Origin of the sequence: Thioalkalivibrio sp. ALE25 (assembly GCF_000377285.1) — a bacterium.
Lineage (GTDB): Bacteria > Pseudomonadota > Gammaproteobacteria > Ectothiorhodospirales > Ectothiorhodospiraceae > Thioalkalivibrio.
In genome coordinates this window covers 47,855-66,675 of record NZ_KB897929.1, presented here as the reverse complement: position 1 = coordinate 66,675, position 18,821 = coordinate 47,855, and the positions used below count along the sequence as shown (strand labels likewise).

22 protein-coding genes, 1 other RNA gene and 1 pseudogene are annotated in these 18,821 nt (G+C 69.0%); 10 read left to right on the top strand and 14 right to left on the bottom strand.

Annotated elements, in window-relative coordinates; all coding sequences use genetic code 11:
* Positions 1-53: 53 nt before the first annotated feature.
* The 5 genes from C996_RS0105405 to C996_RS0105385 form a co-directional block, all read right to left on the bottom strand.
* Positions 54-1,241 (bottom strand): FAD-dependent monooxygenase, encoded by a 1,188-nt coding sequence (locus C996_RS0105405; RefSeq protein WP_018866431.1) that lies wholly within the window; start codon positions 1,239-1,241, stop codon positions 54-56.
* On the bottom strand, positions 1,238-2,500 hold the full coding sequence (locus C996_RS0105400) for an FAD-dependent monooxygenase (RefSeq protein ID WP_018866430.1): 1,263 nt from the start codon (positions 2,498-2,500) through the stop codon (positions 1,238-1,240). Before C996_RS0105400 ends, C996_RS0105405 begins: the two co-directional genes overlap by 4 nt.
* A gap of 163 nt (positions 2,501-2,663) precedes the next feature.
* A complete protein-coding gene (gene pepP / locus C996_RS0105395; protein WP_018866429.1) occupies positions 2,664-3,992 on the bottom strand; it encodes a Xaa-Pro aminopeptidase in 1,329 nt (442 codons plus the stop codon).
* 32 nt (positions 3,993-4,024) lie between these two features.
* Positions 4,025-4,630 (bottom strand): UPF0149 family protein, encoded by a 606-nt coding sequence (locus tag C996_RS0105390; protein ID WP_018866428.1) that lies wholly within the window; start codon positions 4,628-4,630, stop codon positions 4,025-4,027.
* Positions 4,630-4,917, bottom strand: a complete 288-nt coding sequence (locus C996_RS0105385) for a hypothetical protein (protein ID WP_017941481.1) — start codon at positions 4,915-4,917, stop codon at positions 4,630-4,632. The genes C996_RS0105390 and C996_RS0105385 overlap by 1 nt, the downstream gene beginning before the upstream one ends.
* Before the next feature lie 216 nt (positions 4,918-5,133).
* On the opposite strand from C996_RS0105385, the gene C996_RS0105380 reads away from it, so the two are divergent.
* The 4 genes and pseudogenes from C996_RS0105380 to C996_RS14745 all read left to right on the top strand — a co-directional run bounded on the left by C996_RS0105380 (position 5,134) and on the right by C996_RS14745 (position 6,642).
* Positions 5,134-5,361, top strand: coding sequence for a cell division protein ZapB (locus tag C996_RS0105380; protein ID WP_024326430.1), 228 nt, complete (start codon positions 5,134-5,136; stop codon positions 5,359-5,361).
* Positions 5,358-5,660: a cell division protein ZapA gene (locus C996_RS0105375; protein WP_018866426.1), complete on the top strand. Its 303-nt coding sequence runs from the start codon at positions 5,358-5,360 to the stop codon at positions 5,658-5,660. Before C996_RS0105380 ends, C996_RS0105375 begins: the two co-directional genes overlap by 4 nt.
* Positions 5,661-6,179: 519 nt before the next feature.
* Positions 6,180-6,364, top strand: a pseudogene (locus C996_RS14845) (hypothetical protein); the annotation flags it as partial.
* Positions 6,365-6,444: 80 nt separating this feature from the next.
* Positions 6,445-6,642 (top strand): hypothetical protein, encoded by a 198-nt coding sequence (locus C996_RS14745; protein ID WP_081623675.1) that lies wholly within the window; start codon positions 6,445-6,447, stop codon positions 6,640-6,642.
* A gap of 352 nt (positions 6,643-6,994) precedes the next feature.
* Here the strand turns inward: C996_RS14745 and dapB are convergent, their stop codons facing one another.
* From dapB to aroC, 3 genes are all read right to left on the bottom strand, one after another.
* Positions 6,995-7,789 carry a 4-hydroxy-tetrahydrodipicolinate reductase gene (gene dapB / locus C996_RS0105370; RefSeq protein ID WP_019592969.1) on the bottom strand — a complete coding sequence of 265 codons (795 nt, stop codon included), beginning with the start codon at positions 7,787-7,789 and terminating at the stop codon, positions 6,995-6,997.
* A gap of 72 nt (positions 7,790-7,861) precedes the next feature.
* Positions 7,862-9,025, bottom strand: a complete 1,164-nt coding sequence (locus C996_RS0105365; protein WP_018866424.1) for an MFS transporter — start codon at positions 9,023-9,025, stop codon at positions 7,862-7,864.
* 45 nt (positions 9,026-9,070) lie between these two features.
* Positions 9,071-10,174, bottom strand: a complete 1,104-nt coding sequence (gene aroC, locus C996_RS0105360) for a chorismate synthase (protein ID WP_018866423.1) — start codon at positions 10,172-10,174, stop codon at positions 9,071-9,073.
* 150 nt (positions 10,175-10,324) lie between these two features.
* On the opposite strand from aroC, the gene C996_RS0105355 reads away from it, so the two are divergent.
* The 6 genes from C996_RS0105355 to C996_RS0105335 all read left to right on the top strand — a co-directional run bounded on the left by C996_RS0105355 (position 10,325) and on the right by C996_RS0105335 (position 13,456).
* Positions 10,325-10,834, top strand: a complete 510-nt coding sequence (locus tag C996_RS0105355; RefSeq protein WP_018866422.1) for a heme-binding protein — start codon at positions 10,325-10,327, stop codon at positions 10,832-10,834.
* Positions 10,835-10,884: 50 nt separating this feature from the next.
* A complete protein-coding gene (locus C996_RS0105350) occupies positions 10,885-11,322 on the top strand; it encodes a rhodanese-like domain-containing protein (protein ID WP_018866421.1) in 438 nt (145 codons plus the stop codon).
* Between the two features lie 81 nt (positions 11,323-11,403).
* Positions 11,404-11,589, top strand: a non-coding RNA gene (ssrS, locus tag C996_RS14070) — 6S RNA.
* Between the two features lie 41 nt (positions 11,590-11,630).
* On the top strand, positions 11,631-12,278 hold the full coding sequence (locus C996_RS0105345) for a 5-formyltetrahydrofolate cyclo-ligase (protein WP_018866420.1): 648 nt from the start codon (positions 11,631-11,633) through the stop codon (positions 12,276-12,278).
* A 31-nt stretch (positions 12,279-12,309) separates the two neighbouring features.
* Entirely contained in the window at positions 12,310-12,774 is a 465-nt protein-coding gene (locus C996_RS0105340; protein ID WP_018866419.1) for an EVE domain-containing protein, read from the top strand.
* Positions 12,775-12,778: 4 nt separating this feature from the next.
* Positions 12,779-13,456, top strand: a complete 678-nt coding sequence (locus tag C996_RS0105335; RefSeq protein ID WP_018866418.1) for a glutathione S-transferase family protein — start codon at positions 12,779-12,781, stop codon at positions 13,454-13,456.
* A 493-nt stretch (positions 13,457-13,949) separates the two neighbouring features.
* Here C996_RS0105335 and C996_RS0105330 read toward each other — a convergent pair whose 3' ends face one another.
* From C996_RS0105330 to cysG, 6 genes are all read right to left on the bottom strand, one after another.
* Positions 13,950-14,228 (bottom strand): HigA family addiction module antitoxin, encoded by a 279-nt coding sequence (locus C996_RS0105330; RefSeq protein WP_018866417.1) that lies wholly within the window; start codon positions 14,226-14,228, stop codon positions 13,950-13,952.
* A 215-nt stretch (positions 14,229-14,443) separates the two neighbouring features.
* On the bottom strand, positions 14,444-14,719 hold the full coding sequence (locus tag C996_RS0105320) for a cupin domain-containing protein (RefSeq protein WP_012982192.1): 276 nt from the start codon (positions 14,717-14,719) through the stop codon (positions 14,444-14,446).
* A 31-nt stretch (positions 14,720-14,750) separates the two neighbouring features.
* On the bottom strand, positions 14,751-15,404 hold the full coding sequence (locus C996_RS0105315; RefSeq protein ID WP_018866415.1) for a DUF6064 family protein: 654 nt from the start codon (positions 15,402-15,404) through the stop codon (positions 14,751-14,753).
* A gap of 102 nt (positions 15,405-15,506) precedes the next feature.
* Positions 15,507-16,448: an aldo/keto reductase gene (locus C996_RS0105310; protein WP_026279215.1), complete on the bottom strand. Its 942-nt coding sequence runs from the start codon at positions 16,446-16,448 to the stop codon at positions 15,507-15,509.
* A 58-nt stretch (positions 16,449-16,506) separates the two neighbouring features.
* Complete coding sequence (locus C996_RS0105305) at positions 16,507-17,358, bottom strand: uroporphyrinogen-III synthase (protein WP_026279214.1); 852 nt, start codon at positions 17,356-17,358, stop codon at positions 16,507-16,509.
* Entirely contained in the window at positions 17,355-18,821 is a 1,467-nt protein-coding gene (cysG, locus tag C996_RS0105300) for a siroheme synthase CysG (RefSeq protein ID WP_018866412.1), read from the bottom strand. The genes C996_RS0105305 and cysG overlap by 4 nt, the downstream gene beginning before the upstream one ends.

Genomic DNA, 18,821 nt, shown 5'->3' with positions numbered 1-18,821 from the left:
GGGGCGAAGGCGGACGGAGAAGATTCGGCGGTTGGATAGCCGCGCGTTTGGGGCTAGTCGAGGCCGAAGGCGCGCAGGGCGAGGCGGCGCTTGAGGGGGGTGGCCTGGTCGACCAGGCGGATGCCGAGGCCGCGCAGTTCGGGGAGGCCGGCGGCGTGAGTGCCGAAGATCAGGCGGAAGCCGTCCATCGCGCGCTGCATGAAGGCGTTCTCTGCGCGGCGGTCACGGGTGTAGGCGCGCAGGACGGTCTCCGCACCCGGGTCGCGGCGGGCGGGGCCGTGCAGGCGCTCGACCAGGGCGCGGGCGTCGGCCAGGCCGAGGTTCAGGCCCTGGCCGGCCAGCGGGTGGATGGTGTGGGCGGCATCGCCCGCCAGCGCGATGCGGCCGGCGTGGTAGTCGCGGGCATGGCGCGCCACCAGCGGGAAGCTGGCGCGCCGGGAGGTGTCGGTGACGACACCCAGGCGGTGGTCGATCGCCTCTGCCAGCGCCGCGCAGAATCCAGCGTCGTCCAGCGCCAGCGTTGCGTCCGCCTGGTGCTCGGGCTGGGACCAGACGATGGAGCTGCGCCCATCCGCCAGTGGCAGGAACGCGATGATCTGGTCGTCGACGAAGCGCTGCCAGGCGGTGTCCTCGTGCGGGCGCTCGGTGGTCACGGTCGCGACCACGCCGCGGGCGTGATAGTCCTGCTCGCGCACCGGGATGCCCATGCGGTGGCGTAGTGGGGACTGCGCACCGTCGGCCGCGACCACCAAACGGGCGGAGGCGAGCCGCGCGTGCTTCGGTCCGTAGAGGTCGACCCGATCCGGGCGCGCATCCATGCTCTTCCATTCGGTCTCCGGCCACAGGTCGACACCGGCGGCCTCAAGCTCGGCCCACAGCACGGCCTCCAGTGCCGCGTGCTCGACGGTCCAGCCCAGCGCCGGCACGCCCAGCTCGTCGGCATCGAAGCGGATATGCCCCGGGCCGTGCGCGTCCCATACGCTCATGCCGGAGAAGGCATGGGCGCGGCGCGCCTCCAGCGCGTCCTGCACGCCCAGTGTGTCGAGGAAGTCCATCGAGGCGATGTTCAGCGTGGCCACCCGCGTGACGGGCGTGGCGTCAGTAAAGGTGGGCGCGGCATTGCGCTCCAGCAGGCCCACGCGCAGGCCCTGGCGCGCCGCGCCCAGCGCGATAGCGCCGCCGACGGCACCGGCACCGACCACGAGCAGGTCCAGCAACTCGCCTGTGGGGCGTGCGCTCATGCCGCGCCCTCCGTATCCGGCTGGGCGAGATGCCGGGCGGTGTGGCGCGGCAATGGGCCGAGGCCCATGGCGGCCCGTGCGATTCGATCCCGCGCCGGGCGCAGGCGGTCGACGGCCATCATGCCGCTGCCCAGCGCATGCCCGCGCAGGCCGGCCGCGTGCAGCATGCCGCGGGCCAGGAAATCGGTCGTGGCGACCACACCGGTTACGTCGCGACGGCGGGCGCGCGCATAGGCTTCGAGCGTGGCCGCCGCACCGGGGTCGGTCACGAAACGCGGGGTGCCGTCCGCCTCGCGGCCGTCGCGGAGTGCACCCAGCAGTGTGGCGACATCGCGCAGGGACAGGTTCAGCCCCTGCCCCGCCACCGGGTGCACTGCGTGCGCGGCATTGCCCAGCAACAGCGCGCGTTCCGCGACCGGCTCGGGGGCATGCACCCGCTCCAGCGGAAAACGCACCACGCGGCCGGCCGGGCGCAGGCGGCCCAGCGTCCAGCCGAAACGGGCCTGCAGCTCGCGCAGGCGCTCGGCCTCGTCCAGTTCCAGGCGGCGCTCGCAGGCCTCCGGCGGGGCCACCCAGACGGCGTTCATACGCCCGTCCGCCTGCGGCAGCAAGGCCAGCGGCCCCTCGTCGGTAAAGCGCTCGAAGGCCTGGCCGTTGTGCGGCCGCGCCGGCTGCACGTCAAAGACCAGGGCATCCGCCGCGTAACGCAGGCGGTTCACCGGCAGACCCAGGGCCTTGCGCGTGGGGGACTGCATGCCGTCGGTGGCCAGGATCAGGCGGGCGGCCCAGGTGTCCTCGCCTTCAGCGCCCTCGATGCGCAGCACGCGGCGCCCATCCGTCACGTCCCCCACGCCCGCCAGCGTGGACTGGTAGCGCACATCCACACCGGCGTCGCGGTAGGCCGCGTCCAGCATCGGCTCCAGCGCGACGGCCGGCACCACCTGCCCGAGGGCCTGGCGGCCATGGTCGGCGGCATTCAGATGCACCCGCCCCAGCCCGCCGCGACGGCTGACGACGATGGAGCGGATCGCGGTGGCCCGCTGCGCCAGTGGCGCCCAGTACCCGAGATCGTCGAGGAACTGTACGGAGCCGGCCGCCAGGGCATAGCCACGGGTGTCGTTGGCGTGTGCATCCGGCGCGGGTGGCACCCCGCGCTCGAACAGCGTGACCGCATAGCCCGCGCGCGCCAGGGTGCAGGCGGCGAGGCCGCCGACCGGCCCGCCGCCGACGATGGCGATGTCGCAGGTGTTTGTTGTCAAGACGCACCCCGCAAGGGTGGGTCCGACGCCCCATTCGCCTGCAAGCAGGCTCCCACGGAGGATCGTGCATGCTGCTTCCTGTAGGAGCCTGCTTGCAGGCGAATCGCCCCGGTCCGGACTCCGGGTCGTTCACGAAAACGGAAGAGACGATGGGCGGGCATGGTCAGTCCCAGCCCGGGAGGTCGCCGGCCATGCAGGCCTCGATGTCGGCGACGGTCTTGGGGCAGTCGGCGGTGAGGACCTCGAAGCCGTCGCGGGTGACGGCGACGTCGTCCTCGATGCGCACGCCGATGCCGCGCAGTTCCTTCGGCGCATCACTGTAGGGCCCGAAATAAAGCCCGGGTTCCACGGTCATCACCATGCCGGGTTCGAGCTGGCGCCAGGCGTCGCCGACGCGGTAGTCGCCGACATCGTGCACATCCAGCCCCAGCCAGTGGCCGGTGCGGTGCATGTAGAACGGGCGGTAGGCCTGGTCGCGGATCAGCTTGTCCAGGCGGCCCTTGAGCACGCCCAGCTCCTTGAGCCCGCGGGTCAGTTCGCGCACGGCGGTGGCGTGCGGGGTGTCCCAGTCATTGCCCGGGCGTACCTGTTCGATCGCGGCGAGCTGGGCGGCCAGCACGCACTCGTAGACCTCGCGCTGGCGTTCGTCGAAACGACCGGAGACCGGAAAGGTGCGGGTGATGTCGGACGCATAGCCCTGCACCTCGCAGCCGGCGTCGATCAGCAGGAGGTCACCGGCGTTCAGTTCCGCGCGGTTCTCGATGTAGTGCAGGATACAGCCGTTCTCGCCGCCACCGACGATGGAGGGATACGCGGTCTCGGTTCCGTAGCGGTGGAACTCGTGCAGCAGCTCGGCCTCCACCGCGAACTCGGTCACCCCCGGCCGGCAGGCCTGCATCGCGCGCACATGCGCCTGCGAGGAGATCGCGGCCGCGTGGCGCATCAATTTGAGCTCGGGGGCCTTCTTGAACAGCCGCTGCTCGTGCAGGTGGTGCTCCACCGCGACGAACTCGTGCGGTGCACGCACGCCGTTGCGGGCCTTGGCCCGTACACGGTTCACCCAACCGAACAGGCGCTGGTCCAGCGGCTCGTCGCGCCCGAACGGGGCGGCCAGCACGGCGCGGTTCTCCATCAGCCCCGGCAGGATCTCGTCGATGTCCTCGATCGGGAAGGCGCACTCGGCCCCATGGGTCTCCATCGCACCGTCCGGCCCGGCGCGGCGGCCCTGCCAGGTCTCCTGGGTCGGGTCGCGGTCGCGGCAGAACAGGATGTATTCGCCAGCCGGCCGCCCCGGCACCAGCACCGCCACCGCATCCGGCTCCGGGAAGCCGGTCAGGTAAAGGAAGTCGCTGTCCTGACGGAAGGGATACTCGACATCCCGGTTGCGGGTGCGCTCGTGAGCGGCAGGAACGACGATGATCGCCTCGGGTCCGAGCGCCCGCATCAGACGCTGGCGGCGCCGGGCGAACTCGCCCTGGGGGATCTCGGGCATCCGGCCGGGCCGGGGGCTGCGTCGCGTCGAGGTCATTGCATCGGGATCCGTTTCGGGTCGTCCGGGGCCAGCTCGTCGGCGATCAGCAAAACGCCCACGCGCACATATTCATTGAGCTCCTCGAAGGCGGCGGCGTTTTCCTCGTCGTCGTCCGGCTCCAGTTCGATGCGCGCGATCTCCGCGAAATCACGCAGGATCTCGCTGGCCTCGGCCGAGGGCTTGAGTTTGCCCAGACGCGGCGTCTGCCCCAGCCCGGCGATGAAGCCGTCCACCCATTCCGACAGGGCCTGCGCCTGCGCCTCGATGGCTTCGTCCTCCGGCAGCAGTGGGCCGAAGCCCAGTTCTACGTCATACAGCTGGGCCAGCAGCGCGCGCCGGATCGCTTCCACGGTCTTGCCGAAGCGGTCCCCCGCGCCTTCGGTCAGCGGCAGGGCCTCGCCCAGGCTGCGCACCAGGGCGTCGACGTCGGCGCCCAGGTCCGCCACCAGGCAGCCGGTGAACAGCCCGTGGGCGGAGGCCGGCGTCTGCGCGAAGCCCATGCTGCGCAGTCCGTGCTCCAGCTGTTCGCGCAGGGCGACGGGATCGCGCTCCAGCCCGTCCTGCGCCTTCGCGTTGCCGGTGCCTGGGTCGCCGACCATCAGAAGCTCTCCAGCCGCGCTTCGTAAGGGAACAGCAGGAAGCGATAGAGATCGTCACCCACCTGCAGGTGCGTAAACTGCGGCTCGCCCAGCTTGATCGCGCTGGAACCGGTGGAGGACAGCATATTGAGACCGAAGCGTTTCTCTTCGATCAAGGCGTTCAACAGCTGTTCCAGCTCCGCGTGCGGCACGGTCCCCGTGTTGTCGACGATCCGGCACGGCTTTCCGTTATGGGCCGTACCCTCGATCACGGTGGCCTCGGGGCCGGGTTCGGGGGGCTGGGTCATGGGCAGCAACACTTTCTGGGAACGGGATTCGCCGTATTGTGGCCAGCGCGGGCACCAGGCCGCAACAAACCCCGGAACGGCAAGTATGCGACCCGCAAAAAGTGAAGGTGTTCCAGCAAGAAGATGACCCAAGTTGACGCTTCGCGCGAAGCCCTCCTAGACTCCATGGATCACACGCCCTGCGGCGAAGGCCGCCTGCCAACCGGGACCGAGGCCATGCAGCCGAACGACGATTCCGCGATCGACCCGACCGAACGCCTGGAGGCCGCAATCACGCGCCTGCTGGAGGAGCACGCGGCCCTGCGCGAGGAAAACCACCTCCTGCAGGAGCAGGTCCGCCAGCTCAAGGGCGAGCGCGCGGCCTTCAAGGAGCGCAATGAGCAGGCGCGCCACCGGGTCGAGAACATGATCGCGCGCCTGCGCTCGATGGAGCACAGCGAATGAGCCAGTCCGAACCCGTCCGCGTCTCCATCATGGGCAAGGAGTACCAGATCGCCTGCCCGCCCGACGAGCGTGCCGACCTGTTTGCCTCCGCATCTCTGATTGACGAACGCATGCGCGAGCTGCGTGATGGCGGCCGCGTGGTGGGGGCCGAGCGCATCGCGGTGATGGTGGCGCTGAACCTGGCGCACGAGCTGCTGGAATGCCAGCAGCAGAAGGCCGGCGGCGACTCCGCCGGCAGTTCGGCGCGGCTGGTCGCCCTCGCCGACCGCATCGAACAAACCCTGGGCTCGTCGCGCTAGCGCCATCGGCGGCGCCCCGCCGCCCTCCCCTTTTCCCGGCCATGCCCGGCCCGGGGACGGCCCGCCACCCGCTAACCCATATTCATCATCCGGTGTTTACGGAGGCTTCGGTCGGCCGCCTGCCTCGTGGTGGCTGGTCCTGGTTCGTCCTCCGGTGTTTACGGTGCCTTCGGTCCGCAACCTGCCGATTTTTAGCTAGGCCTGGTTCGTCCTCTGGTGTTTACGTGCCTTCGGTCCACGTACTGCCGTGCGCTGACTCGCCAGCGCGCCCCGAGTGACTTCTTTGCTCGTGCAAAGAAGTCACCAAGAAACACGCCCGACTGCCGCGACCCCGGCCCGCTTCGCGGGCCGGGGTTTCCCTCGCTCCGAGGGTTTTCGCGGGCGGCGCTGAACTCGCTGCGCCTTCGGCTCCGCTCAGACATCCAGCGCCTCTGATCCCGCGAAAACCCTCTCCGCTCGGCGCGACGACAACGGGGAGGCAGGTCAAAACAACGGCCGTCCCGACGATATTGCGAGTGGACAAAGGCTAGGTCTTCGGACATCTGGGCACGCTCGGCCTTCGGCCGTTGCGTGCCGCGCCCGCGTAGCGGGCGCCGGGGGCTTTCAGGTGGCGGTGCCTATGGTTAGGCGTAAGCGTAGGGATACGGTCGGTTTTGACCTTCGCCTCCCGTATGGAGCCCCTTGCGGAAGGGTTCTCGGGCCGGCCCGTTTTCTATAGGCTGCTTTTCAAACAACGGCCGTCCCGACGATATTGCGAGTGGACGAAGGCTAGGTCTTCGGACATCTGGGCACGCTCGGCCTTCGGCCGTTGCTTGCCGCGCCCGCGCAGCGGGCGCTTGGGGCTTTCGGACGGCGTTGCCTATGGTTAGGCATAAAGGTGGGGATTTGTTCGGATTTGACCTTCGCCTCCCGTATGGAGCCCCTTGCGGAAGGGTTCTCGGGCCGGCCCGTTTTCTATAAATTCGGGGCGCTGGATGTCTGAGCGGAGCCGAAGGCGCAGCGAGTTCAGCGCCGCCGGCCCAGCACGTCCGGAGCAAGGTTCCCGGGCGAAATCCGGGTGCCCTTCTTTGGGCACTTTCTTGGGCAAGCAAGAAAGTGCCTCGGGGCGCGCTGGCGAGTCAGCGCACGGCAGTACGTGGACCGAAGGCAGCGTAAACACCGAAGGATGAACCGGGACCAGCCTTCAATACAGCGCAAGCGGCGGACCGAAGGCACCCTAAACACCGGATGTCGAACCAGGACCAGCCACCACGAGGAAGGCGGCTAGACGAAGGCACCGAGACACGGACAGCAAAGGATACTGAGGCCGATGAAGCGCCTGTCGGCGCCGCTGGTTAGAGGTCCCGCAACCCCAGTACATCCTGCATATCGAACAGCCCATTGCCAGCACCAGCCAGCCAGACGGCGGCCCGCACTGCACCGGAAGCAAACACGGTCCGGCTGGAGGCCTTGTGGGTGATCTCCACGCGTTCGCCATCGCCCGCGAACAGCGTCGTGTGTTCCCCCACGATGTCGCCGCCACGTACCGTGGCGAAGCCAATGGTGCGACGGTCGCGGGCGCCGGTCTGGCCCTCGCGGCCATACACGGCATCGTGCTCCAGGTCCCGTCCCAGCGTCTCCGCGACCACACGCCCCAGCTTCAGCGCGGTACCGGAGGGCGCATCCACCTTGTGCCGGTGATGCGCCTCCAGGATCTCGACGTCCACGCTGTCGCCCAGCGCCCGGGCCGCGAGCTCCACCAGCTTGAAGGTCAGGTTCACCCCGACACTCATGTTCGGCGCGTACACGACCGGCATCGTGGCCGCCGCATCGCGCAGACGCTGCTCCTGCTCCGCGTCGAGACCGGTGGTCCCGATCACCAGGGCCTTGCCGGCGCGCGCGCACAGATCCAGGTGCTGCATGGTGGCCTGCGGCGCGGTGAAGTCGATCAGCACGTCGAAGTCGTCGGTCACGGTTGCCAGATCCTCGACCAGGCGCACCTGGCCCTCCTGACCGACGACCTCTCCAATCGCCTCGCTACCCGGCCGCTCGCTGGCCGCGCCCAGCTGCGCCTCGGGGTGCTCGTCCACCGCCTGCACCAGGTTCTGGCCCATGCGCCCGCCGGCGCCCGCAATCGCAATTCGAATCATCGTTTGTTCCATCCGGTTCTGTCGTTCCATCGGGGTATGCGCACCCTACGAAGCTTTGCCGCAACGTGCCAGTTACAGGGTTCGCACCGGGGTGCGGAAACGCCATTCGCCGTACACCGAGGCGATCACCCCGGCCGCCGCCAGGAACGCCGCGAACACGTACACCGAGGCGGGGCTGATGCCGTCCCACAGATAACCGGCCACCAGCGAGCCCATCGCCCCGCCCAGCCCGAAGGCCAGCGAGGAGTACAGCGCCTGCCCGCGCCCCTGCAGCCGGCCCGGGAAGAAATAGTGGATCAGCGAGATCGCCGCCGCGTGGTACACCCCGTAGCTGGCCGCATGCAGCACCTGGATGAACATCAGCATCGGCAACGAATCCGGCACCGCCGCCAGCAGCCCCCAGCGCAGCGTGGTCAGCACCAGCGCTGCCGACACCAGCAGCCAGGCCCCGAAACGCAGGATCAGCCGCGGCATCAGCAGGAACAGCACCACCTCGGCCGCGACCCCCAGCGCCCACAGCTGCCCGGCCACCGCGCGCGAGAACCCGGCCTGTTCCAGGTACAGGGTGAAGAAGGCGTAGTACGGCCCATGGCTGGCCTGCATGAAGAAGCAGGCCACGAACAGCGCGATCACCTCCGGCCGGCGCAGCACGGTCAGCAGCGGCGGGGCGTTGTTGTCTTCCTCGTGGTTGCGCGCCGGTTCGCGCACGAACTGCGCGGCCGCCACCACCGCGATCAGGATCGCCAGCACGATCCACGGCAGCCAGGCCACGTCGATGTGATCGAAGGCCCAGCCCAGCAGCGCCACCGCGACGATAAAACCCACCGACCCCCATAGCCGCACCAGGGCATAGCGGTGCGCATCCTGCCCCAGCGAGCGCATGGTGGTCGCCTCGAACTGCGGCAGGATCGCATTCCAGAAGAAGCTGTAGGCGGCCATCACCACCGCCAGCCACCAGTAGCCGGTGTACAGCAGCACCCCGGCAAAGGCCACCGCCCCGCCCAGCGCGCCCCAGCGCGCGATCGGCATGTGCGCGCCGGCGCGATCCGCCAGCCATCCCCAGACGTTCGGGGCGATGATCTTGGTCGCCAGCACGATCGCCATCAGTTCGCCGATCTGGGCGCCGCTGAACCCCTCCTCGGAGAGATACGGCCCCCAGAACGGCATGAACGCACCGAGGCTGGCGAAGTAGAAGAAATAGACCCCGGACAGGCGCGCGTTCTGCGTCACGGCCATTGCAGGGGCCCTAGCGGTTCAGGAGACTACGGCCGGACGGCCGCGTCATTCGCCGGAATGATCGCGCAGTGCGAGGCCCGTATCCGCCACGTCGGCGTTCTGCCCGCGATGGCGCAGAGCGTGATCCATCAGCACCAGGGCCATCATCGCCTCGGCGATCGGGGTCGCGCGGATGCCCACGCAGGGGTCGTGCCGCCCCTTGGTCACCACCTCGACCGGCTCGCCCGCGGTGTTGATGCTGCGCCCGGGCAGACGGATGCTGGAGGTCGGCTTCATCGCGATGCTGGCGCGCACCGCCTGGCCGGTGCTGATCCCGCCCAGCACGCCGCCGGCGTGGTTGGAGAGGAAACCCTCGGGGGTGATCTCGTCACGGTGCTCGGTGCCGCGCTGGGTCACGGACTCAAAGCCCGCGCCGATCTCCACGCCCTTCACCGCATTGATACTCATCAGCGCATGCGCCAGCTCGGCATCCAGGCGGTCGAATACCGGCTCGCCCCAGCCGGCCGGCACGCCGGTGGCCTCGACGGTGACCCGCGCGCCGATGGAGTCGCCCGACTTGCGCAGGGCGTCCATGTACTCCTCCAGCTCCGGCACCTTGTCCGGGTCCGGGGAGAAGAACGGGTTGTCGTTGGCGATCTCCGGCTGCTTCGCCTCCAGCGCGATCGGGCCCAGCTGGGACAGCCAGCCGCGGATGGTGATGCCGTAGCGCTGTTCAAGGTAGCGCCGGGCGATGCCGCCGGCCGCAACCCGCAACGCCGTCTCGCGCGCGGAGCTGCGCCCGCCGCCGCGATAGTCGCGCACGCCGTATTTCTGATGGTAGGTGTAGTCCGCATGCCCGGGACGGAAGCGATCCATGATCTCGCTGTAGTCCTTGGAACGCTGATCCACGTTCTCGATCAGCAGCCCGATCGGCGTGCCGGTGGTGCGACCCTCGAACACGCCCGAGAGGATTCGCACCTGGTCCGGCTCGCGCCGCTGGGTAGTGTGGCGCGACTGCCCCGGCCGGCGGCGGTCGAGATCGAACTGCAGATCCGCCTCGCACAGCTCCAGACCGGGCGGACAACCGTCCACCACCGCGCCCAGGGCCGGCCCGTGACTCTCACCAAAGGTACTGACGACGAACAGTCGTCCAAAGCTGTTTCCCGACATGCGCGTAGTGTAGCCGCGGGCGGCGCGGCTGTCGCCTGTTCCCCTACCCGGCGGCCGGTCGGCAGCCTGTGGAATGCAGCCCTCGGCAACCCCGTCCCCTATCTGCCATGATCGGTGTGCAGCATCCGAAACCATAATAAGGAGGACACCATGCCGAAATCCCTGACCCGACTCGCCACCGGCGCCGTTGCCGCCCTCTGCCTGGGCCTGGCCAGCAGCGCCCAGGCCGATGACGTCTACACCCAGCGCTTCATGACCCTGGAGCTGGCCAATGACATCGCCATGGGCGCCGTCGAGGCCTGCCGCGACATGGGCTACCAGACCTCGGTCGTCGTGGTCGACCGGGCCGGCAACGACCAGGTGGTCCTGCGCGATCGCATGGCGGGCGTGCAGACCATCCAGATCGCCGGCGACAAGGCTCGCGCCGTGACCATGTCCGGCACCACCTCCGCCAACTTCCGCGACAACCGCGAAGACATCCGCATGGAGATGAACCACGTGGACGGCATCATCATGCTGGCCGGGGGCTTACCCATCGAAGCGGCCGGCAGCATGCTGGGCGCAGTAGGCGTCTCCGGAGCGCCGGGCGGCGACCTCGACGAGGAATGCGCGCAAGCCGGGATCGACCGGGTCCAGGAACGTCTCGACTTCGTGATGTAGTCCACTCGGGCGCCAGGGACGGCGCCCACCCCGATAGCCGGATCGAGACCATGCCCCCAGACAACCCTGCCAGAACCCCCATTCGCATCTCGCCGGTGGAGACCTACGAGCGGCTGCAGGCACGCCCACGGGACCTGCTGATCGACATCCGCTCGACCATGGAATACCTGTTCGTCGGCCATCCGACCGGTTCGGTCCACATCCCCTGGATCGACGAACCGGACTGGACGGTGAACCCGCAGTTCGTGCCCCAGGTCCGCAAGCTGCTGCTGGGCGGCGTCAGCGACCACAGCGACGAAGCCCCGGCCCTATACCTGATCTGCCGCAGCGGCAAGCGCACGCTGGATGCCGGCCAGGCCCTGGTGGATGCCGGCATCGAACATGTCTTTTCGGTAGAGGAAGGCTTCGAGGGCCCGCTGGACGAACATCACCAGCGCTCCACCCGCGGCGGCTGGCGCTACCACGGCCTGCCCTGGGAGCAGTGCTGAAGCACTCATATCCCCGTGGATCCCCCACTGTCACGGGGGTTGCGCGCACCCCGGGGCGATTGGTCCATAATGGAGCCGGACGCGTCGCTGCGGCGTTCGATTGTGGCCCGGTGGTACCCTTGAGCCTTAATTCTTCACCACGGGACCGAGTACTTCCGTTTCGCTGTGCAGGTCCGTCTTCGAGCGGAAAGCCTAAAGATTCGGAGACTTCTCCCACCTGAACCTCAGGTTCAAGGTCAAAGGTCACGCCGGCGCCCGCGGGGCGCGTCCACTTCCTTTTGATCCCGTCTCTCCATACCGATCCCTCTATGCCAGCGGAAACCGACTCCGTTCACGATTCGCTATCGCCCGACGATCTGCGCGCCCTGCGGCTGCGCCTGCGCCGTGCCCGCGCCGCGCTGTCGGACGCCCAGCTCGACCAGCACTCCGCCGCCATCTGCGAACACCTGCTGCGCTGGTTCGAGCGCTGGCAGCCCCGCTGCGTCGGCGCCTATCGCGGCCTGCGCGGCGAGGTGGACCTGACCCCGCTGACCGTCGCCCTGGCCGGACGCGGCTCCCGCATCGCCCTGCCAGTGATGGACGACAAGCGCCCCGGCCGCATGCACTTCCATGTCTGGGGGCCCGGGGATGCGCTGTGCCACAACGGCTTCGGCATCGCCGAACCCTGCCCCGATGCCCCGCGCATCTGGCGCCGCGAGATGCAGGTGGTACTGATGCCCCTGGTGGCCTTCGACACGGCTGGCAACCGCATGGGCATGGGCGCCGGCTACTACGACCGCTACTTCGCCCGGCGCCGCTTCGGCATCCGCCGGCCGAAGCTGATCGGCGTGGCACACTCGCTGCAGGGCGTGCCGGCGCTGCCCACCCAGCCCTGGGACGTCCCGCTGGACGCCGTCGTGACCGAACAGGGCTGGCATGCGCTGCCGGACCGCGCGCGGCACAATACACACACCTGAGCCCACCCCTGATTTGGCACGAGGAGCCCGCATGGCCTACTGGCTGATGAAGTCCGAGCCCGACGAGTTCAGCATCGACGACCTGGAGCGCGTCGGCGTGGAGCCCTGGGACGGCATCCGCAACTACCAGGTGCGCAACATGATGCGCGACGAGATGAAGAAGGGGGATCTCGCCTTCTTCTACCACTCCAACGCCAAGCCACCGGGCATCGTCGGCATCCTGCGCATCGAGAAAGAGGCCTACCCGGACTCCTGCGCCTTCGACCCCGAAGACCCGCACTACGACCCGAAAAGCGACCCGGACAACCCGCGCTGGCTGCGGGTGGACGTCGCCTTCGAGGAAAAATTCGGCGATATCGTCACCCTCGACTGGCTGAAGCAGCAGCCGCAGCTCGAGGACTGCCCGCTGGTACGCCGCGGCAACCGCCTGTCGGTCATGCCGATCACCCAGGAGCAGTGGGACTTCATCCTGAGCCACGCCCAGCGCGGGAAATAGCCCCGTGGCCACGCTCTACCACTTTCCGCACGACGCCAAGGCCGACCGCCTGCGCCTGGCCTGTGGCTACAAGGGTGTGGAGCTCGAAACCCGCGCGCTGGACTGGTTCGACGACGAGACCTTCTTCGAACTGGGCGTGGCGCGCCAGTCGCCGATCCTGCAGATGGATGACGGCTCCCTGGTCACCGACACGCTCGCCGCGTTGCGCGACATTGACCGCCTGTTCCCGACCGGCGAGCCGCTGTCCGACGGCGTGATCGCCGAAGACGCCTGGCAGGCCCTGGTGGACTGGCGCGCCAAGGTGGAGATCGTACTAGACCGCCTCTACGCCCCGCTGGCACCGGGCTTTCACGGCATCGGCGAGAGCGCCGAGGCCCTGGCCGACTTCAAGGCCCAGGTGCAGCACCGCTTCGGCATGTCGCTGGAGGAACTGGCCAACGACCGCTACGACGGCTACAACCAGCTCGCCAAACTAAGCCACCTGCCGGAGTTGGCCAAGCACCTGGCCGCCAGTCGCTTCTACCTGGGCCACCCGTCCATCGCCGACTGCGTGATCGCCGCCGACCTCTACCCCCTGCAGATGCACGACGGCATCAACCTGCCGGTCGACATGCTCTACTACCTGCGCCGCGTCGAGGAGACCTTCAACACCTCCCTCGACACCCACTGGCTCGCCCGCTAAAGCCCCTGTGGGAGCGGCCTTGGCCGCGAACCGGCGTCAGCCCCGGATCGGGCCCTGCATTCGCGCGCACGCGCGCTCCCACAAAAACTGCGGGAAGGGCGTGAGCGAAATCCTTTTCCTTCCTGATTGGCGCCGCGCGTCAGCCGTACCGGCGACAGCCCGGCGCAGGAAGCCCAAGCTCGGGGGACTACTCCCAGGCCCTGTTCCTCGATGGAGCAACCCCGGCCACCGCACTACCCCCCTCGTCATCCCGGCCGCAGCGCAGCGAAGAGCCGGGATCTCCCACGTCGGGACACCCCCAACCGCGGAGATCCTGGATAACCGCTGCGCGGTTTCCGGGATGACAAAGCCGGGGGATCGTGGACCCGAAGGTGCTTGTCGCTGCGCGCAACCGCACCCTGTGCTGGCGGTTGCTGCCAGCCCGGGCGCGAACCGACGCTTCGACTGGCTGAACTTCTTGCCCAATGCGGCTGACCGCAAGGGCCCGCCACAATCAAGCGGCCGCGAAGCGCCGGATGTGGTTCTCGTCGCGGGATTCGGCCCGCGCCAGATCGAAGTTCGTCTGCATGGTGAGCCAGTGGCGCGCCTCGCCGATGCCACCGCTCTCGAGGCGCACGGCAAAGTCCGGGGAGATCGCGGCATGTTCGTTCAGGACACGCGAGACCGCGTTGCGGGACATCCCCAGATGCTGCGCAAACTCCGTCACCGAAAGACCCAGCCCGGGCAGCACACGCCGGCGCAGGATCCGCCCTGGGTGGGGCGGGTTCCGCATCGCCGCGTGTTCCTGAGGCTCAATGGCAGTCTTCATGATCCACCTGATCCGCATCGTCTCCACTGAACGTGAAGGTGACAACCCGGTTGCGGTTCACATGTACAGGCGCTTCAGTCCCTTGTGACGAATCTTCCTGATCATCGGCCTTCCCTGGCAGACACTTGCACTGTAATCCGTAACGTTACACGGGCCAAACCGACCCGAATGCGGGGGGCTCAGCCGAAGCGGTAGTGCTTGCGGATGTCGCGGTGTATCTCCCAGGTGCAGCCCATACCCTCGGGGAAGGTCACCAGATCGCCCTCGCCCACGGTGACGGGCTCGCCTCCATCATCCGGCGTCACCGTCACCTGACCCTCCAGGATGTAGCAGACCTCGCGCTCGTCGTAGTGCCAGGGGAAGGTCGAAACCTCCTTCTCCCACACCGGCCAGTCGAACACCCCCAGACGCTCCAGATGGTCCTGCTCCGGCCGATGGATCACTTCGATGGACATGACGGTCTCCTTGTCGGGATCAGCCGTCATCTTAACGAGCCCGATCACCCGAACGCAGCCAGCGAACCAGCAGCAACACGAAGGTGAGCACACCCAGCGCGGCCGGCAGGTATTCCAGCCAGAGGCCCAGCTCCCAGGCGATGTATCCGGTGACCAGCGCCCACAGGAGCGGGATGATGGCCAGCACCAGCGGGGGCCGCGGGCCGGCGAATAGCAGGAGCCCGAGCGTCAGCAGCATGGTGGGACCGGGCGCGACGCCGAAGTACTGCAACTGGGCCCAGGGTGTGCCGGTCAGCGCGAGCTCGAGCAATGGATAGCCGGCCAGCGCGTAGACGATCATCAAGACCGCGCCGCTGCCCGCCAGCCCGCCGGGCCAGCCGAAGCGGGCCTGCCCCATCAGGGTCAGCGCGAACAGCAGCATCAGGCCCTGGGCGACGAACACCCCGGCCAGCCATTCGGAGGCGAAGTGGAAGGGTGCGAGCGAGCCGCCGAAGAAGACCACTCCGGTCCAGATCCACAGCACGCCCAGCATCAGGCCCAAGACGCGGGCTGCCCCGCGCCTGAACGTGAACGCGAGCGCGACGGCCACCAGCGCAAGGAGGGCGCCGACCGCGTGCAGTGGCCAGATGGCGGCGTTGTACTGGCCCAGGATGGCCAGCCAGGTGGCGCTATCGAACGGCAGCATCTATCTACCCCGTATCCATAGGTTGAAAATCATTACTGTAGGAGGCCAGCCCTCTGGCCGATTCGGCGTGCGACAAGACTCGTCGGCCAGAGGGCTGGCCTCCTACAGGGCGCCGACGTAGGCGACCATGCGGCTGCGCATATCGGCATCCGGAAGCGGGCCGTACAGCGCGCCCATGTTCTCCTCCATGTGCGCCACGACCGAGGTCGCCGGGATCGCGCAGGTGACGTCCGGATGCGAGACGATGAACTTGAGCAGGAACTGCGGCCAGTTCGCGCATTCGATCTCCGCCGCCCAGTCCGGCAGAGGATGACCCTCGAACTGATTGATCAGCGCCTTGCGCCGGAACGGCCGGTTGGCGATCACCGCCACCCCGTGTTCGCGCGCCAGCGGCAGCAGGCGCTGTTCCGCTTCGCGGTCGAGGATGTTGTAGGTCAGCTGCACGAAGTCCAGCTCCTCGCGCCGCAGGATACGCTCCAGCTCGTCGTGGCGGCGTCCGTGCGAGGTAGTCACGCCGATATAGCGCAGCTCCGCCGCCGCGCGGCGCTCGCTCAGCGTCTCCAGGTGGGCCTCCCAGTTCTGCAGGTTGTGCACCTGCTGCAGGTCGAGGGTGTCGACGCCCCACAGCTCCCGGGATTTCGCGTGCTGCTCGCGCCCAGTAGCGGTGCTGCGCGTCCAGACCTTGGTGGCCGCGAAGGCACCTTCCGGATGCCCCAGCTCGCGCAGCCCGTGGCCCACCACCGCCTCGGCGCGGCCGTACATCGGGGAGGAGTCGATCATTCCGCCGCCGCGACGGATGAAGGTGTCGAGGATGCGCGTGCGCACCGCCAGCGCATCCGGGTCCTCCGGCACGTTGAAGGTGATCCAGGTCCCCATGCCCATCACCGGGATACGCTCCCCCGACGACGGGATCGGCTTGCGCTGCGGTTCACGGCCTTCGGAGGCACCCGCGACCACCGGCCAGCCCGCCCCGACCACCAGAGCAGAGCCGGCCATCCAGCGCAGGAAGGATCGGCGCGAACGCCGTGTGGACGTTGGTTTCATGGCCCGGATCACCGCAGGGGATTCAATCCGTGGGCTATCCGCCCGCGCTACAAGTTCCCTACGCAGCCGCCCGCAGATGTCGGGTGAGCGCCGAGACCAGCGGCTTCATGAAGTAGCGGCCTTCGGGGACCACCGCGGGAGAAATGCCGTGGGTGCGCAGTTCCTCGGCCACCACCGGGCCGATCGCGGCGACGACGGTTCCCTCCAGCGCCGCCCGCAACGCATCGTGACGATCATCGGCCCGGGCGACCGCCAGCAGACGTCGCACCTGGGCCTGACTGGTGAAGGCGATCGCATCCACCTCCCCCGCGATCAGGGCCTCGATCAGCCCGGTCACGCGCCCGGTCTCGGCGGCGTCCGCATAGCGGTAGGGCCAGACCGGGAAGACCTCGGCGCCGGCCTGCTCCAGGAACCCGAGCAGGCGGCGATTGGGTTCCGCACCGTAGAGCTGCACCCCGATACGCTGTCCGGCCATGTCCTGCCCAGAAAGGGTTTCGATGATGCCCTCGGTCGTCGGCGCGGCCGCGACCGCATCCGGCCGCACGCCGAAGGGCTTCATCGCCCGCCCGGGCTTGGGGCCGCGCACCAGGGTCGGCGTCCGCGCCACGGCGGCCAGCCAGGCGTCCTCGCGTTCGGCACTCCGGGCAAAGCCAGTCAGGCGGGTGAAGCCCTCGCCGGTCAGAAAGATCAGGCGGTCGAACGGCGCCTCGATCGCCCTGTGCAGCCAGGCCTCGATCGCCGTGCGGTCGGGGCTGTCGTGGATCGCGATCAGCGGGCAGCGCCAGACCTCGGCCCCGCGCCGCTCCAGCAGGCCGGCGAAGACCTCCAGCGCCCGGCTCTCCGGCAGGGCCACCCGGCGACCCGCAAGGCCACTGGCCGCCGCCTCCGGCAGGACGGATGCGGCCGTCACGCCGCGCTCGCCGCCGCGGCCCGCGGGCCCGGCCCCGACATGGGCATCGGCTGCGGGAATACCGTGGCGGCCCCGGCATCCGGCTGGAACCAGGCCAAGCGTGCGTGGCAGGCCGCTACCTCGCCGATCACGATCAGGCTGGGCGAACCCACCTGCTCGCGCTCGGCACGCGCGGCCAGCGTATCCAGCGTGCCGCTAACCACGCGCTGGCGGGCGGTGGTGCCGTTCTCGATGATCGCCGCCGGGGTCTGTCCGGCGCGGCCGGCACCCTTCAGCCCCCGGCAGATCTCGCCCACCCCCTTGCGGCCCATGTAGAACACCAGGGTCTCGCGGGTACTGGTCAACTGCGACCAGTCCACATCCAGCCGCCCTTCGCGGGTATGGCCGGTGATGAACCGCACCGACTGGGCATGGTCGCGGTGGGTCAGCGGTATGCCCGCATAGGCGGCGCAGCCGCTGGCCGCGGTAATGCCGGGCACGACCTGGTAGGCCACGCCGTCGCGCGCCAGCACGTCCAGCTCCTCGCCGCCCCGGCCGAACACGAACGGGTCGCCGCCCTTCAGCCGCGCCACCCGCTTGCCCTCGCGCGCCAGCCGGGAGAGCAGCGCGCTGATCTCCTCCTGCGGCACGCAGTGATGGTCGCGCTCCTTGCCGACATAGAAGCGCTCGGCCTCGCGCCGGGCCAGGTTCACCACCTCGGAGGACACCAGCCGGTCGTAGACGACCACATCCGCCTGCTGCAGCAGGCGCAGCGCGCGAAAGGTCAGCAGGTCGGGATCGCCCGGCCCGGCGCCGATCAGGTAGACCTCGCCCGGCGTACTAGCCGCGGCGTCCGCCAGTTCCTGTTCCAGGCGCGCCTCGGCCGCGTCCATGCGCCCGGCCAGCGCCAGCTCGGTGGCCGGCCCGGCAAAGGCCCGCTCCCAGAAGGCGCGGCGGGCGTTCACGTGCTCGAAACGGGCGCGCACCCGGTCGCGAAGCCGCCCGGCGAGATCGGCCAGCCGACCATAGCCGGCCGGGATCAGGCTCTCGATCTTCGCGCGCAGCAGGCGCACCAGCACCGGGGCGCGGCCGCCGGAGCCGATCGCGATGGTCAGCGGCCCGCGCTCCACGATCGCCGGCAGGATGAAGCTGCAAAGCTCGGGCTGGTCGGCCACGTTCACCGGGATCGAGCGCGCGACGCAGTCCTCCGAGACCTGGCGGTTGACCGCCGCATCGTCGGTGGCAGCAATCACGATCGCCACACGATCCAGGCATTCGGTGTCATAGACCCCCGGATCGCGTCTGATCGACCCCGTTTTCTCGCGCAGCAGGCGCTCGGCGGCCTCGCTGTACTCGGGGGAGCGCAGGCGCACTCGCGCCCCGGCCTCCAGCAGCAACGCGGCCTTGCGCGTGGCCACCGGCCCGGCCCCGACCACCAGGGCCTCGCGGCCGTGCAACTGCATATAAATCGGCAGGTGTTCCAT

Excerpts from the sequence above, each read along its gene's own strand:
- C996_RS0105365 (WP_018866424.1), bottom strand. The coding sequence starts at position 9,025 with ATGGCCGTGACGCAGAACGCGCGCCTGTCCGGGGTCTATTTCTTCTAC.
- C996_RS0105315 (WP_018866415.1), bottom strand. The coding sequence starts at position 15,404 with ATGCTGCCGTTCGATAGCGCCACCTGGCTGGCCATCCTGGGCCAGTAC.
- pepP (WP_018866429.1), bottom strand. The coding sequence starts at position 3,992 with ATGCCCGAGATCCCCCAGGGCGAGTTCGCCCGGCGCCGCCAGCGTCTG.
- dapB (WP_019592969.1), bottom strand. The coding sequence starts at position 7,789 with ATGATTCGAATTGCGATTGCGGGCGCCGGCGGGCGCATGGGCCAGAAC.
- C996_RS0105355 (WP_018866422.1), top strand. The coding sequence starts at position 10,325 with ATGCCGAAATCCCTGACCCGACTCGCCACCGGCGCCGTTGCCGCCCTC.
- C996_RS0105385 (WP_017941481.1), bottom strand. The coding sequence starts at position 4,917 with ATGACCCAGCCCCCCGAACCCGGCCCCGAGGCCACCGTGATCGAGGGT.
- C996_RS0105380 (WP_024326430.1), top strand. The coding sequence starts at position 5,134 with ATGCAGCCGAACGACGATTCCGCGATCGACCCGACCGAACGCCTGGAG.
- C996_RS0105345 (WP_018866420.1), top strand. The coding sequence starts at position 11,631 with ATGCCAGCGGAAACCGACTCCGTTCACGATTCGCTATCGCCCGACGAT.
- C996_RS0105330 (WP_018866417.1), bottom strand. The coding sequence starts at position 14,228 with ATGCGGAACCCGCCCCACCCAGGGCGGATCCTGCGCCGGCGTGTGCTG.
- aroC (WP_018866423.1), bottom strand. The coding sequence starts at position 10,174 with ATGTCGGGAAACAGCTTTGGACGACTGTTCGTCGTCAGTACCTTTGGT.
- C996_RS0105390 (WP_018866428.1), bottom strand. The coding sequence starts at position 4,630 with ATGGTCGGCGACCCAGGCACCGGCAACGCGAAGGCGCAGGACGGGCTG.
- C996_RS0105405 (WP_018866431.1), bottom strand. The coding sequence starts at position 1,241 with ATGAGCGCACGCCCCACAGGCGAGTTGCTGGACCTGCTCGTGGTCGGT.
- C996_RS0105340 (WP_018866419.1), top strand. The coding sequence starts at position 12,310 with ATGGCCTACTGGCTGATGAAGTCCGAGCCCGACGAGTTCAGCATCGAC.
- C996_RS0105350 (WP_018866421.1), top strand. The coding sequence starts at position 10,885 with ATGCCCCCAGACAACCCTGCCAGAACCCCCATTCGCATCTCGCCGGTG.
- C996_RS0105310 (WP_026279215.1), bottom strand. The coding sequence starts at position 16,448 with ATGAAACCAACGTCCACACGGCGTTCGCGCCGATCCTTCCTGCGCTGG.
- cysG (WP_018866412.1), bottom strand. The coding sequence starts at position 18,821 with ATGGAACACCTGCCGATTTATATGCAGTTGCACGGCCGCGAGGCCCTG.
- C996_RS0105375 (WP_018866426.1), top strand. The coding sequence starts at position 5,358 with ATGAGCCAGTCCGAACCCGTCCGCGTCTCCATCATGGGCAAGGAGTAC.
- C996_RS0105320 (WP_012982192.1), bottom strand. The coding sequence starts at position 14,719 with ATGTCCATCGAAGTGATCCATCGGCCGGAGCAGGACCATCTGGAGCGT.